The sequence below is a fragment of the Methyloversatilis sp. XJ19-13 genome, assembly GCF_024580155.1.
Classification (GTDB): Bacteria; Pseudomonadota; Gammaproteobacteria; order Burkholderiales; family Rhodocyclaceae; genus Methyloversatilis.
In genome coordinates, this window is the sequence record NZ_JANINH010000021.1 from 1 (window position 1) to 13084 (window position 13084).

Below are 13084 nucleotides of genomic sequence, written 5' to 3' on the forward strand. Positions count from 1 at the left end.
GGGCGTCTTGAAGCGCGGCATCGCAGGGCTCCGTTGAAGCGATGACCGATCATAACAACGGCATGTAAACGGACGATGAAACGGGTTTTTCTACAGCCTCAACGTAGAGCTAACCGGCGCTGCGCGGCTTTATCGCGCAGCGTCCAGCGACCGAAGGGAGCGAGGTTGAGCGCCATGTTAGGCGCGGCTTTCGTCATACTGATTGAAGCGAATGACATCTTTGTGTAGCCCGTAGACCATCTGGGCGTGATCGACAGGGTTGAACCAGTAGTGCATCCAGCCGTTATCAAGGCGAAGTTCCCAGTTAGTGAGTGGGCCATAGCGAGTGAGATAGGTGTGCACTTTGTTGATTCGCCCTTGTTCGGTTTCTCGTCCGGTGGGGTCGTCGTACCAGACAGACCGGACGATCACGCCTTGCGGATAGACCGCTAGCCCGAACAGCGGTGTTTCAACCCGATAGCAATATTCCCGTTCGGAGTCCTCGCGCGTGGGGCGACCAAAACGCTGCAAGACGGCAACGGCCTCGTCGATCTCTGCGCCAACAGCAATGTGAGGAGTGGCTAGCGTGATCGTCATAAGCGCCTAACGCCGTAGGTGAGAGGACGCCGGAGCGGCACAGCCGCGCAGGGTACCCAAAGCGCAGCTTTGGGCGGTCCTCTCGACCGAGATGTTGGACATCGCCGGAAACTGGAACGAACGTGCGTTGTGCATAGCGAAGCCGCTACCTTTCCACCTTGAACTGAACTTAAACGGCAGCACGGCCCTTGCTACCGGCTGCCGCCCTCAATGCCTCGAAACACTTGCACACGGGCATGGCGCAACAAGGGGCGCCACATTGCCTGCCAGGCGGATGCACTTCGATCCGCGACTCGGCCTGGTGGCTGACTTCGTGATTCGCTTCAACCTTGACCTGCTGCCTGCGACGACAGCACCGGTGATGCCCAACGTTGATTTCTACAGCAGTTTTGACGAATGAATAAGTTCACTGCCGGATAACTCCTGTTGTGCAATCGGCTGTAGAGCCCTTGCAGTATTGGTTTTCGCGCACTATGCTGTATATTCATACAGCATTAAAACGCCATGAAAAACCTCACTTCGGATTTGCCGCCGCTTCGTGCCACGCGAGTACTTGACCAGTTGCGGGAACGCATTCGGTATCTGCACTACAGCTTACGGACGGAAAAGACCTATGTCTATTGGGTGCGCACCTTCATCCGGTTCCATCGGTTGCGACATCCGGCGCAGATGGGGCGCGCCGAGATCGAGGCGTTTCTGGGCTGGCTGGCGGACGAGCGGGCGGTGTCGGCATCGACACACAAGCAGGCACTGTCGGCGCTGTTGTTTTTCTACGGCAAGGTACTGGGCATCGACCTGCCGTGGATGAACGATATCGGCCGGCCGCGCACGAAACGTCGCCTGCCGGTGGTGCTGACACCCGACGAAGTGGCCCGTCTGCTCTGCCTGATTGCGGGCGAGCATCGCCTGCTCGCTCAGCTTCTGTACGGTACCGGCATGCGCATCAACGAAGGTCTGCGATTGCGCGTAAAGGACATCGATTTCGAGCGTCTTACGGTCATCGTCCGTGAAGGCAAGGGCGGCAAGGACCGCGCAGTGATGCTGCCTGAGTGCCTCATCTGGCCGCTGCGCGAGCAGCTGGCGCGCGCCCGGGTGCTGTGGAACGACGACCGTCGACGCGGGCGCGAGGGTGTGGAGATGCCGGATGCGCTGGCTCGCAAATACCCGCGCGCGGGTACATCGTGGGCGTGGTTCTGGGTGTTTCCGCAGGCTGACGTGTCGGTTGATCCGCGCAGCGGCGTGGTGCGCCGCCACCATATGTATGACCAGACCTTTCAGCGCGCTTTCAAGCGGGCGGTGGTGCACTCCGGTGAGCCGGGTGCGGGAGTGCTGTCAAGTCGTGCTGGGTTGTGGGAGCGATCCATTGATCGCGAATCCGGTGCGCCAAGTCGCGGCCGGCATTTGCTCAACGCACCATTCGCGATCAATGGATCGCTCCCACAACTTCACCGCTTCCACAGCGGTTCAAAGCCGGCGGCGGGGTGCGCAGCCCGATGGATGCGCTGCCTGCGCTGGGGCTGTCGCCCTGAAGTGCGCAGGCGGCAGGCGGGCGATCACTCCGGCGTACGCGGTACCTCTTCATGCACGCCGCGGATCACCTTCACCAGGCAGAACAGAAAACCGGCCACGCCAAGCAGGGCCAGTGGCAGGGACTGCCACAGCGGCCAGCCGCCGTTGTGACTGTCATCGATGACATTGACCAGGCTCAGCGTGATGCCGGACATGCCGACGATGGCGAAGGCGAGGGCGGCGAAGAAGAAGAGGACGCGCATGGTGTGGGGTTCCGTTGGGTATTTCGTCGCGCCGGCGATCGGGCCGGTGAGCCGGGTGCGGGAGCGGGAGCGGGAGCGGGAGCGATGTTGTGTCGTGGGAGCGATCCATTGATCGCGAATGGCGCGTTGATCAGATGCCTGCCGCGACTTGGCGCACCGGATTCGCGATCAATGGATCGCTCCCACAACTTCATCGCTTCCACAGCGGATCAAAGCCGTCAGGCGGGTCAGCCGGCGAGCTTCTTCTTCAGCAGTTCATTCACCTGCGCCGGGCTGGCCTTGCCTTTGCNCAGCGGATCAAAGCCGTCAGGCGGGTCAGCCGGCGAGCTTCTTCTTCAGCAGTTCATTCACCTGCGCCGGGCTGGCCTTGCCTTTGCTGGCTTTCATGACCTGGCCGACCAGCGCGTTGAAGGCCTTGTCCTTGCCGGCGCGGTATTCCTCGACCGATTTGGGGTTGGCGGCCAGCACCTCGTCGATGATGGGTTCGATGGCCGACACGTCGGTGACCTGTTTCAGGCCCTGGGCTTCGATGACGGCGTCGGCAGTCTGACCTTCGCCGCTCCACAGCGCTTCGAACACCTTCTTCGCGATGTTGTTCGAAATGGTGCCGTCGGCGATGCGCGCGACCAGGCCGGCGAGCTGCGACGGCGTGACCGGGCTTTGCGCGATGTCGCGCTCTTCGCGGTTGAGCCGCGCGGCCAGTTCGCCCATGACCCAGTTGGCCAAAGGCTTCGCCTGCGCCGCGCCGACGACGGTCAGCGCGTCGAGGTAGTACTGCGCCATTTCACGGCTGGCGGTCAGGCCGGCGGCGTCGTAGGGCGACAGGCCGTAGTCGGCCTGCAGCCGGGCCGACAGCGCGACCGGCAGCTCGGGCATTTCGCTGCGCACGCGTGCTATCCAGTCGGCGGCGATGACCAGCGGCGGCAGGTCGGGGTCGGGGAAGTAGCGGTAGTCGTGCGCGTCTTCCTTGCTGCGCATGGCCCGGGTTTCACCGGTGTCCGGGTCGAACAGCACGGTGGCCTGCTGGATCTTGTGGCCGTCTTCGATCTGCTCGATCTGCCACTGGATTTCGAAGTCGATCGCCTGCTGCATGAAGCGGAAGCTGTTCAGGTTCTTGATTTCGCGCCGCGTGCCGAGCGGCTCGCCCGGGCGGCGCACGCTCACGTTGGCGTCGCAGCGGAAGCTGCCTTCCTGCATGTTGCCGTCGCAGATGTCGACCCAGCGCACCAGCGCATGCAGCGCGCGCGCATAGGCCACCGCTTCGGCGCTCGACGTCATGTCCGGCTCGCTGACGATTTCCAGCAGCGGCGTGCCGGCGCGGTTCAGATCGATACCCGACATGCCATGGAAATCTTCGTGCAGGCTCTTGCCGGCGTCTTCTTCCAGGTGCGCACGGGTCAGGCGCACCACCTTCTCGTACGCCTTGTCACCGTCGCCGACGCGTATCGTCAGCGCGCCGCCCTGCACCACCGGCAGTTCGTACTGGCTGATCTGGTAACCCTTCGGAAGATCCGGGTAGAAGTAGTTCTTGCGCGCGAACACCGAACGCTGCGCGACCTCGCCGCCCACCGCGAGACCGAAACGGATGGCGCGCTCGACCGCAGCGCGGTTCATCACCGGCAGCACGCCGGGCAGCGCCAGATCGACCGCGCTGGCCTGCACGTTCGGCGCGGCGCCGAACGCGGTCGGGCTGCCGGAGAAGATTTTCGAGGTCGTGTTGAGCTGGCTGTGTGTCTCCAGCCCGATCACGACTTCCCAGTTGGCTCTGCTCATCGCGTTCTCTTTCCGTGTCTTTCCGTCTTGCGGTTACCGGCAGGTGCCGGTCTTGCGGCTCACCAGGGTGGGCCACAGGTATTCGTGCGCGCCGGGCGAGCACTGGCTGGCGCAGTTCTGGTACGACACCGTGACCTGGTCACCCTGTTCCCACATGCGCACCGTGCAGGCGCCGGCGACCAGCGTCGGCGTCGGCATGAAGGCGGTCTGGCGGAACGCCGCGAGGTCGAAACTGCAGCGACCCTTGCTGCCCATGTCGACCTGCGACCAGAAGCGCTGCACGCGCGACGCCTGCACGTCGAGCACCAGCCGGCCTTCGGTGCCCACGTCGTCGCGGTAGCTGCATTCGGTCTTCACCGCCAGCGGCCGCTCCGGGATCGGCAGCGGCTTGGTGCTCTTGATCGGCGGCGCCGGCCGTCTGGCTTCCGGTGCGCTCGCCGGCGCCGGCGCCGGCTGCGGTCGCGTCGCGGTCGGTGGTTGCGGCGCGAACTGCGCGCAGCCGGCGACCAGCGCCGCCGTCAGCGCGGCCGCGAGCGGCAGTCCGCGCAGCCACCGGCGACTCACAGCAGACTGTCCCGCAGTGCGCGCAGGCCGTCCGGCATGGTGAGCGACTGCTCGTCCCAGCCTTCGATGCGCAGCACGTCGTCGAGCGCGGCTTCGAGCACCGCGTGGGCGCGCTCGGCCGCCTCGGCGATGCGCCGGTGCGTGTCGGCCAGCTGCGGCATTTCGTCCATGCAGGTCAGCTGGTACTGGTGCAGCTTGCGCAGTTCGAGCATCTGGGTGGCGACCTGAGCCGGGCAGGCGCACATGTAGATGCCCGCCTGGTTCAGGATGTGCTTGAGCTGTTCGGTACTGTAGCGGTAACGCTGCGAGGTGCTCATGGTGGCTTACCCGGGTGGCGTGCGCAGGTGCCAGTCGGTCGCCTGCTGGAAGCGGTGCGCAGCACCCAGCATGCGCGCCTCGTCGAAATAGTTGCCGACGATCTGCAGACCGATAGGCAGACCCGCGGGCCGGTCGCCGGCGCCAAAGCCGCACGGAATGCTCATGCCGGGCAGGCCAGCCAGATTGACCGAGGTGGTGTAGATGTCGCCCAGATACATCGACAGCGGATCGTCCGCCTTGTCGCCGATGCCGTAGGCGACGGTCGGCGTGGTCGGGCCGAGGATGAGGTCGCAGTCGCGGAAAGCCGCGCGATAGTCGTCGGCGATCAGCCGGCGCACGCGCTGCGCCTGCAGGTAGTAGGCGTCGTAGTAGCCGTGCGACAGCACATAGGTGCCGATCAATATGCGCCGCTTCACTTCCTCGCCGAAACCCTGGGCGCGCGTCTTGGCGTACATGTCGTTCAGGTCGCGGTACTCGGGCGCGCGGTAGCCGTAGCGCACGCCGTCGAAGCGGTTCAGGTTCGAACTGGCTTCGGCCGGCGCGATCACGTAGTAAGCCGGCACGGCGTAACCGGAGCGCGGCAGGCTGACCTCGACCGTGCGGGCGCCGAGCGTGCGGAAGGTGGCCAGCGCGGCTTCGACCGCGGCACGCACGTCGTCCGACATGCCTTCGCCGAAGAATTCCTTCGGCACGCCGATGCGCAGGCCGGCCAGCGGGGCGTCGAGCGCGCGCGTGTAGTCTTCCGGCGCGCGTTCGAGGCTGGTGGCGTCGCGTGTGTCGAAACCTGCGAAGGCGTTGAGCAGCAGTGCGCAGTCTTCCGCGGTGTGCGCCATCGGACCGCCCTGGTCCAGGCTGGAGGCGTAGGCGATCATGCCCCAGCGCGACACGATGCCGTAGGTCGGCTTGATGCCGGTGATGCCGCAGAACGCGGCCGGCTGGCGGATCGAGCCACCGGTGTCGGTGCCGCTGGCCGCCGGCGCAATGCCGGCCGCGACCGCCGCCGCCGAACCGCCGGACGAGCCGCCAGGCACGGCGTCGAGCTGCCACGGGTTGTGCACCACGCCGTAGTGGCTGGACTCGTTGGTCGAGCCCATCGCGAACTCGTCCATATTGGTGCGGCCCAGCGTCACCAGACCGGCCGCGCGCGCGCGCTCGATCAGGCCGGCGTCGTAGGGCGCGGCGAAGTTCTCCAGCATCTTCGAGCCACAGCGCGCATGCCAGCCGGTCTGGCAGAAGATGTCCTTGTGCGCGATCGGCACGCCGGTCAGCGGGCCCGCGCGGCCTTCGGCGCGCAGCGCGTCGGCGGCACGCGCCTCAATCAGCGTCTGCGCCTCGTTCAGTTCGACAAAGGCGTTCAGCGCCGGATTGGCGGCCTGGATCTTCGCCAGATAGTCCTGCGCCAGCTCGACCGCCGACACTTCGCCGGCCGCGAGCCGGGCAGACAGCTGCTTGACGGTGTCCATCGTTCGATCACTCATTCAATCACCCTCGGCACCAGATACAGGCCGTTCTCGACCGCCGGCGCGACCGCCTGGTAAGCGCTGCGGTGGTCGGTTTCGCTGACTGCGTCGTCGCGCAGGCGCAGCACGAGATCGGTGGCGTGCGCCATCGGCTCGACGCCGGTGGTGTCGATCGCCTGCAGTTGCTCGATCAGGCCGAGCATGGAGCCGAGTGCGTCGCGGGTGCGTTCGAGCTGGCCGTCAGCGAGCTCGATGCGCGCCAGCTTCGCGATATGGCGGACTTGTTGGTCGGTCAGGGACATGGCGGGGCTGTGTGGGTTGCCGGATGCCGGGGCACCCGCGGACAAAGATGTTTCTGTTCAAGGGGTCGGGGTGTGTTGGGTTATCATTATGAACTATTCAGGCTGCCCGCCCGGCCGCTGCAAACACCTCCGGCCGCGCCCGGCGCATTGAGGCAGCTCGATGTCACCCCCGGGTGAAGACTGATCCGGCCCAAACCCGTACAGACCGCCTGCGGTCGCTTCCACATAAGACACTTCATGTTCGGTTTCCTGCGTTCCTATTTTTCCAACGACCTGGCCATCGACCTCGGCACCGCCAACACGCTGATCTACGTGCGCGGCCAGGGCATCGTGCTGGATGAACCGTCGGTCGTCGCCATCCGCACCGAAGGCGGCCCCAACGCCAAGAAGACCATCCAGGCGGTGGGCCTGCAGGCCAAGCTCATGCTCGGCAAGACGCCCGGCAACATCACGGCCATCCGGCCGATGAAGGACGGCGTGATCGCCGACTTCACAGTGACCGAGCAGATGCTCAAGCAGTTCATCAAGCGGGTGCACGATTCGCGTCTTTTTTCACCCAGCCCGCGCATCATCATCTGCGTGCCGTGCGGCTCGACCCAGGTCGAGCGCCGCGCCATCCGCGAATCGGCGCTCGGCGCCGGCGCGAGTCAGGTGTACCTGATCGAGGAGCCGATGGCCGCGGCGATCGGCGCCGGCCTGCCGGTGTCCGACGCGACCGGCTCGATGGTGGTCGACATCGGCGGCGGCACCACCGAAGTCGGCGTGATTTCGCTCGGCGGCATGGTGTACGCCGGCAGCGTGCGCGTCGGCGGCGACAAGTTCGACGAAGCCATCATCAATTACATCCGCCGCAACTACGGCATGCTGATCGGCGAAACGACGGCCGAGGCGATCAAGAAGGAAATCGGCTCCGCCTTCCCTGGCTCCGAAGTGAAGGAAATGGAAGTCAAAGGCCGCAACCTTGCCGAAGGCATTCCGCGCAGCTTCACCATTTCGTCCAACGAAATTCTCGAAGCGCTGACCGAGCCGCTGAACCAGATCGTGTCGGCGGTGAAAAGCGCACTCGAACAGACGCCGCCCGAACTGGGCGCCGACATCGCCGAACGCGGCATGGTGCTGACCGGTGGCGGCGCGCTGCTGCGCGACCTGAACCGCCTGCTGATGGAAGAAACCGGTCTGCCGGTGGTGGTGGCCGACGACCCGCTGACCTGCGTGGTGCGCGGTTCGGGCACCGCGCTGGAAAAGATGGATCAGCTGGGCAGCATCTTCGCCAACGAGTGACACGCCGCATGATGGCTCACCGGTCCCTGCCCGCCGCCTCGACGGTGCCGCGGGACCGGCACCGCCCGCGCCGCGGGCTTGCTTCGACCCCCTCGGTTTCCTGATTCATGGTTTCTCCGGTCGCCGGACATTCCCCGCCCCCGTTCTTCCGGCGCGGCCCGGCTCCGCTGGCCCGCCTGGTGGTGCTGGTGAGCGCTGCGCTCACGCTGATCGTCGTCGATCACCGCCTGAACTACCTCGAATTGCTGCGCCAGGGTCTGTCGGTGGTCACCACGCCGCTGCAGGTCGCCGCCGGCATGCCGGTCACCGGCGTGCGCTCGGCCGGTGAATACTTCGCCGACCTCGCCCGGCTGCAGGCTGAAAACGAGGACCTGCGCCGCGAACAGGTCGCGCTGGGCACGATACGGCTGCGCCAGGAACAGCTCGATCTCGAAAACACCCGCCTGCGCGCGCTGCTCGACATGCGCGAACGGGTGCAGGTGAATGCCCAGGTGGCCGAGGTGATCTATGCCGTGCGCGACCCGTTCTCGCGCCGCGTGGTGGTCGACAAGGGCCTCACCCAGGGCATCGAGCCGGGCAGCCCTGTGGTCGACGACATCGGCGTGATCGGCCAGGTCACGCGGGTCTATCCGCTGAACGCCGAAGTCACGCTGATTTCCGACAAGGACCAGGCGCTGCCGGTGCAGATCGCCCGCACCGGCGTGCGCGCGGTGATGTTCGGCGCCGGCAGCGGCGCGCTTGAACTGCGCTACCTGGCAACCGACGTCGATCTGCGCGAGGGCGATCGCATCGTCACCTCGGGGCTGGACGGCGTGTTCGCACCCGGTTTGCCGGTGGCGCGCGTCAAGTCGGTCGACCGCGACGGCTCGGGCGGCTTCGTGCGCATCCTGTGCGTGCCGCTGGCCGGCGTCGAATCGCATTCCACGGTGCTCATCATGACGCCCGGCAAGCCAGTGCTGCCGGCAGACGACGCGGCGGCCACCGCCGGCAGCGCCCGCGCGGAAAAGGCGGTCAAGCCATGAACCAGCCCAGCTTCAGTTCGCGTCGCATCCTGCGCCCGGTCCGGCCGTGGTTCATCTGGCTGTCGATGATGTTCGCGCTGCTGCTCAACCTGATGCCGCTCGGCCGCACGCCGATGCTGCCCGACTGGGTGGCGCTGGTGCTGTGCTTCTGGTGCGTGCGCGAGCCGCTGCGCGCGGGCATGGGCGCGGGCTTCGTGTTCGGCCTGCTGATGGACATCGGCCACGGCAGCCTGATGGGCCAGCACGCGCTGGCCTATGTGCTGCTCGCCTACACCGCCGGTACGTTTTCGCGCCGCATCCTGTGGTTCGGACCGCTGCAGCAGTCGCTGCACGTGCTGCCCATGCTGGTCGGCACGCAGCTGGTCATGCTGTGCGTGCGCCTGTCGACCGACGCGGAATTTCCTGGTCTGGGCTATTTCGCCGGCAGCGTCATCGCCACGCTGCTGTGGCATCCGATCAGCTTCGTGCTGTTGCTGCCGCAGTACCGGCCGGAGGACAAGGATGAAAACCGGCCAATCTGAGCGCGCTGCGAAACCCCTTGCGACGGAGGCCGGCTTTGCACAGCCGGCCCGTTCGACAGGCGCAGCGCCATGCGCTGCGAAACCCCTTGCAACGGAGGCCGGCTTTGCACAGCCGGCCCGTTCGACTGGCGCAGCGCCATGCGCTGCGAACCCCCTTGCAACGGAGGCCGGCTTCGCACAGCCGGCCCGTTCCACAGGCGCAGCGCCTTGCGCTGCGCCTGTCGAACGGGCCGGCGGTGCAAAGCCGGCCTCCGTCGCAAGGGGTTTCGCAGCGCCTTGCGCTGCGAAACCCCTTGCAACGGAGGCCGGCTTTGCACAGCCGGCCCGTTCGACAGGCGCAGCGCCATGCGCTGCGAAACCCCTGTCTCACCCCCACCGAGGGGGCTGCGCTCGCCCTTGGGGGCGGCCCGGCGGGCGGCGCTCGGCCCCCACGCTCACCGCGTTCGCTGGGCGACGATGAACGATCTGCACAGCCCGGAAATCCAGCTGGTGCGCTTCCGCCGCCGCGTGCTGTTCGCCGGCGCGCTGGTGCTGGTGTGCTTTTCGCTGCTGCTGGCGCGCTTCGTCTGGCTGCAGGTGGTGATGCACGACTACTACCGCACGCGCGCCGAAGACAACCGCATCGCGCTGCTGCCGGTGACGCCGAACCGCGGCCTCATCGTCGACCGCAAGGGCGAGGTGCTGGCGCGCAATTATTCGGCGTACACGCTTGAGATACAGCCGTCGCGCGTCGACAACCTCGACCGCACGATCGACGAGCTGGCGGCCATCGTCCATATCGAGGCGCGCGACCGCAAGCGCTTCCGCAAGCTGATGGACGAATCACGCAACTTCGATTCGCTGCCCATCCGGACCCGGCTCAACGACCAGGAAGTGGCGCGCTTCATTGCGCAGCGCTATCGCTTCCCGGGCGTCGAGGTGCGCGCCCGGCTGTTCCGCCAGTACCCGAACGCCGAACTGGCGTCGCACGTGCTCGGCTACATGGGCCGCATCAACCGGCGCGACGCCGAGCGCATCCAGGAATCGGACGACGCGGCGAACTACCGCGGCACCGACCACATCGGCAAGAGCGGGCTGGAACAGCACTATGAACGAGAGCTGCACGGTCTGACCGGCGTCGAGCAGGTCGAGGTGACCGCCGCCGGGCGCGCAGTGCGCGTGCTGTCGCGCACGCCGCCGCAGCAGGGCAACAACCTGCGGCTGACGCTCGACGCGGGGCTGCAACGCGTCGTCGAAACCGCGTTCGGCGACCGACGCGGTGCGCTGGTGGCGATCGAGCCGTCGACCGGCGGCGTGCTGGCGCTGGTCAGCAAGCCGACCTTCGACCCCAATCTGTTCGTCGATGGCATCGACACCACCAGCTGGGACGCGCTGAACAACTCGCCTGACCATCCGCTGCTCAACCGCGCCATCTATTCCGCCTACCCGCCGGGGTCCACCTTCAAGCCCTTCATGGCACTCGGTGCGCTGACCGCCGGCAAGCGCACACCGCAATTCGCCATCGCCGATCCGGGCCACTTCGACTTCGGCGGCCACCGCTTCCGCGACGACAAGGTGGGCGGCCACGGCTCGGTCGACATGCACAAGTCCATCGTGGTGTCGTGCAACACCTATTACTACCGGCTCGCGGCCGACTGGGGCATCGACGGCATTTCGAACTTCATGGGTCAGCTCGGGCTGGGCAGCCGCACCGGCATCGACATCGACGGCGAATCGACCGGCGTGCTGCCGTCGCGGGCGTGGAAGAAGAAGCGCTTCAAGCGGCCCGACCAGCAGAAGTGGTATGCCGGCGAGACCATTTCGGTCGGCATCGGCCAGGGTTACAACGCCTACACGATGATCCAGCTGGCGCACGCCACCGCCATCCTGGCCGCCGACGGGGTCGTGTACCGGCCGCATGTGGTGCGCCAGATCGAAAATTCGCGCACCGGCGCCATCCAGCTGATCGAACCGGAACCGGTGCGCAGGGTCGATCTCAGGCAGGCGGATATCGACGTGATCAAGCGCGCCATGGAAGACGTGAACCGCGTCGGCACCGGCGCGCGCGCCTTTGCCGGCGCGCCGTATGTCGCGGCCGGCAAGACCGGCACGGCGCAGGCCTTTTCGCTGCGCGGTGGCGACCTGAAAACCAGCAAGCTGACGGAAAGGCTGCGCGACCACGCACTGTTCATCGCCTACGCACCGGCCGACGACCCGAAGATCGCGCTGGCCGTGCTGGTCGAGAACGCAGGTTTCGGTTCGCAATCGGCGGCGCCGATCGCGCGCCAGGTGTTTGACTACTATCTGCTGGGCAACCTGCCGGCCGGCCCGGCGCCAGAGGACACGGATGCAACTGACAGCGAATAGGTGGCTGTGGCTGCGCGGCACGCTGGGCAACGTGCTGGGCAAGCTCGATCTGCCGCTGGTGATCATCGCGGGCACGCTGCTGGCGCTGGCCACGCTGGTCATGGCGAGCGCCACGGCCGACTTCGGTTTCCGCTTCGACGCCCATCTGGTCAATCTTGCGGCCGGCCTGACGGTGATGTTGCTGGTGGCACAGATTCCGCCGCTGCGCCTGATGCAGCTGGCGCTGCCGTTCTATCTGCTGGGTGTCGTGCTGCTGATCGGCGTCGAACTGTTCGGTGAAACGTCCAAGGGCGCGCAGCGCTGGCTCGACATCGGCTTCACGCGCATCCAGCCCTCGGAAATGCTGAAGATTTCGGTGCCGCTGATGCTCGCCTGGTATTTCCACCGCCACGAATCGCAGTTGCGGGTACGCGACTTCCTGGTCGCGCTGGTCATCCTGATCATTCCGGTCGGCCTCATCTTCCATCAGCCGGATCTGGGCACCGCCATCCTGGTGCTGGCGGCCGGCGTGTTCGTCATCTTCTTCGCCGGGCTGTCCTGGAAGCTCATCATTCCGGTTCTGGTGATCGGCGTGGTGGCGATCACCACGTTGGCGGTCGAGGGCGACGCGCTGTGCGCCGAAGGCGTCAAGTGGCCGGGCTTCAAGGACTATCAGCGCCAGCGCGTGTGCACGCTGCTCGACCCGACCGCCGACCCGCGCGGCAGCGGCTTCCACATCATCCAGTCCAGCATTGCGATCGGCTCCGGCGGCGTGTTCGGCAAGGGCTGGAAGGAGGGCACGCAGACCCACCTCGAATTCGTACCCGAGCGCCACACCGACTTCATCTTTGCGGTGATGGCGGAAGAGTTCGGCCTGCTCGGCTGCCTCGTGCTGCTCGCCATATATATATTGCTGATCGGCCGCGGCCTGATGATTGCGGCCAGCGCACCGCTGCTGTTCTCGCGCCTGCTGGCCGGGGCGATTTCGCTGTCGTGCTTCACCTACGCCTTTGTGAACATGGGCATGGTGACCGGCGTGCTGCCGGTGGTCGGCGTGCCGTTGCCCTTCGTGAGTTACGGCGGCACCGCGCTGGTCACGCTGTGCATCGGTCTGGGCCTGCTGATGTCGATCGAGGCGCACCGGCGGTCCCGCCGGCGCGACCGCTGAGC

At 66.3% G+C, this 13084-nt stretch carries 12 protein-coding genes and 1 pseudogene; 7 read left to right on the forward strand and 6 right to left on the reverse strand.

The genetic code is table 11. From position 1 onward, the window contains the following. Window positions 1–177: 177 nt before the first annotated feature. Window positions 178–576 carry a hypothetical protein gene (locus NMQ14_RS17885; protein ID WP_257098228.1) on the reverse strand — a complete coding sequence of 133 codons (399 nt, stop codon included), beginning with the start codon at window positions 574–576 and terminating at the stop codon, window positions 178–180. A gap of 91 nt (window positions 577–667) precedes the next feature. On the opposite strand from NMQ14_RS17885, the gene NMQ14_RS17890 reads away from it, so the two are divergent. After that, the gene (locus NMQ14_RS17890; RefSeq protein ID WP_257098229.1) at window positions 668–976 is read left to right on the forward strand and encodes a hypothetical protein; all 309 of its coding nucleotides are present in this window, start codon (window positions 668–670) and stop codon (window positions 974–976) included. Between the two features lie 104 nt (window positions 977–1080). Next, window positions 1081–1882: pseudogene (locus NMQ14_RS17895) on the forward strand (integron integrase); the annotation flags it as partial. Window positions 1883–2663: 781 nt separating this feature from the next. Here the strand turns inward: NMQ14_RS17895 and gatB are convergent. The 5 genes from gatB to gatC are packed head-to-tail and all read right to left on the reverse strand — an operon-like array spanning window position 2664 to window position 6765. Then, a complete protein-coding gene (gene gatB, locus NMQ14_RS17900) occupies window positions 2664–4121 on the reverse strand; it encodes an Asp-tRNA(Asn)/Glu-tRNA(Gln) amidotransferase subunit GatB (protein ID WP_257098230.1) in 1458 nt (485 codons plus the stop codon). Window positions 4122–4154: 33 nt separating this feature from the next. Further along, entirely contained in the window at window positions 4155–4685 is a 531-nt protein-coding gene (locus NMQ14_RS17905) for a hypothetical protein (RefSeq protein WP_257098231.1), read from the reverse strand. Continuing rightward, window positions 4682–5002 carry a hypothetical protein gene (locus tag NMQ14_RS17910; protein WP_257098232.1) on the reverse strand — a complete coding sequence of 107 codons (321 nt, stop codon included), beginning with the start codon at window positions 5000–5002 and terminating at the stop codon, window positions 4682–4684. The genes NMQ14_RS17905 and NMQ14_RS17910 overlap by 4 nt, the downstream gene beginning before the upstream one ends. A 6-nt stretch (window positions 5003–5008) precedes the next feature. Next, the gene (gene gatA / locus NMQ14_RS17915; protein WP_257098233.1) at window positions 5009–6481 is read right to left on the reverse strand and encodes an Asp-tRNA(Asn)/Glu-tRNA(Gln) amidotransferase subunit GatA; all 1473 of its coding nucleotides are present in this window, start codon (window positions 6479–6481) and stop codon (window positions 5009–5011) included. Then, on the reverse strand, window positions 6478–6765 hold the full coding sequence (gene gatC, locus NMQ14_RS17920) for an Asp-tRNA(Asn)/Glu-tRNA(Gln) amidotransferase subunit GatC (RefSeq protein ID WP_257098234.1): 288 nt from the start codon (window positions 6763–6765) through the stop codon (window positions 6478–6480). The genes gatA and gatC overlap by 4 nt, the downstream gene beginning before the upstream one ends. Window positions 6766–7002: 237 nt before the next feature. Between gatC and NMQ14_RS17925 the strand changes: the two genes are divergently transcribed. The 5 genes from NMQ14_RS17925 to rodA all read left to right on the forward strand — a co-directional run bounded on the left by NMQ14_RS17925 (window position 7003) and on the right by rodA (window position 13082). Next, window positions 7003–8046, forward strand: a complete 1044-nt coding sequence (locus NMQ14_RS17925; protein WP_069038948.1) for a rod shape-determining protein — start codon at window positions 7003–7005, stop codon at window positions 8044–8046. A 107-nt stretch (window positions 8047–8153) separates the two neighbouring features. After that, on the forward strand, window positions 8154–9068 hold the full coding sequence (gene mreC / locus NMQ14_RS17930; protein ID WP_257098235.1) for a rod shape-determining protein MreC: 915 nt from the start codon (window positions 8154–8156) through the stop codon (window positions 9066–9068). Beyond that, complete coding sequence (mreD, locus tag NMQ14_RS17935; RefSeq protein ID WP_257098236.1) at window positions 9065–9589, forward strand: rod shape-determining protein MreD; 525 nt, start codon at window positions 9065–9067, stop codon at window positions 9587–9589. Before mreC ends, mreD begins: the two co-directional genes overlap by 4 nt. Window positions 9590–10045: 456 nt before the next feature. Beyond that, window positions 10046–11935, forward strand: coding sequence for a penicillin-binding protein 2 (gene mrdA / locus NMQ14_RS17940; RefSeq protein ID WP_257098237.1), 1890 nt, complete (start codon window positions 10046–10048; stop codon window positions 11933–11935). After that, the gene (gene rodA, locus NMQ14_RS17945) at window positions 11916–13082 is read left to right on the forward strand and encodes a rod shape-determining protein RodA (RefSeq protein ID WP_257098238.1); all 1167 of its coding nucleotides are present in this window, start codon (window positions 11916–11918) and stop codon (window positions 13080–13082) included. The genes mrdA and rodA overlap by 20 nt, the downstream gene beginning before the upstream one ends. Window positions 13083–13084 lie beyond the last annotated feature (2 nt).

Bases quoted from the DNA above. Each gene is read 5' to 3' on its own strand.
- NMQ14_RS17885 (WP_257098228.1), bottom strand. From the start codon at position 576: ATGACGATCACGCTAGCCACTCCTCACATTGCTGTTGGCGCAGAGATC.
- NMQ14_RS17890 (WP_257098229.1), top strand. From the start codon at position 668: ATGTTGGACATCGCCGGAAACTGGAACGAACGTGCGTTGTGCATAGCG.
- gatB (WP_257098230.1), bottom strand. From the start codon at position 4,121: ATGAGCAGAGCCAACTGGGAAGTCGTGATCGGGCTGGAGACACACAGC.
- NMQ14_RS17910 (WP_257098232.1), bottom strand. From the start codon at position 5,002: ATGAGCACCTCGCAGCGTTACCGCTACAGTACCGAACAGCTCAAGCAC.
- gatA (WP_257098233.1), bottom strand. From the start codon at position 6,481: ATGAGTGATCGAACGATGGACACCGTCAAGCAGCTGTCTGCCCGGCTC.
- gatC (WP_257098234.1), bottom strand. From the start codon at position 6,765: ATGTCCCTGACCGACCAACAAGTCCGCCATATCGCGAAGCTGGCGCGC.
- NMQ14_RS17925 (WP_069038948.1), top strand. From the start codon at position 7,003: ATGTTCGGTTTCCTGCGTTCCTATTTTTCCAACGACCTGGCCATCGAC.
- mreC (WP_257098235.1), top strand. From the start codon at position 8,154: ATGGTTTCTCCGGTCGCCGGACATTCCCCGCCCCCGTTCTTCCGGCGC.
- mreD (WP_257098236.1), top strand. From the start codon at position 9,065: ATGAACCAGCCCAGCTTCAGTTCGCGTCGCATCCTGCGCCCGGTCCGG.
- mrdA (WP_257098237.1), top strand. From the start codon at position 10,046: ATGAACGATCTGCACAGCCCGGAAATCCAGCTGGTGCGCTTCCGCCGC.
- rodA (WP_257098238.1), top strand. From the start codon at position 11,916: ATGCAACTGACAGCGAATAGGTGGCTGTGGCTGCGCGGCACGCTGGGC.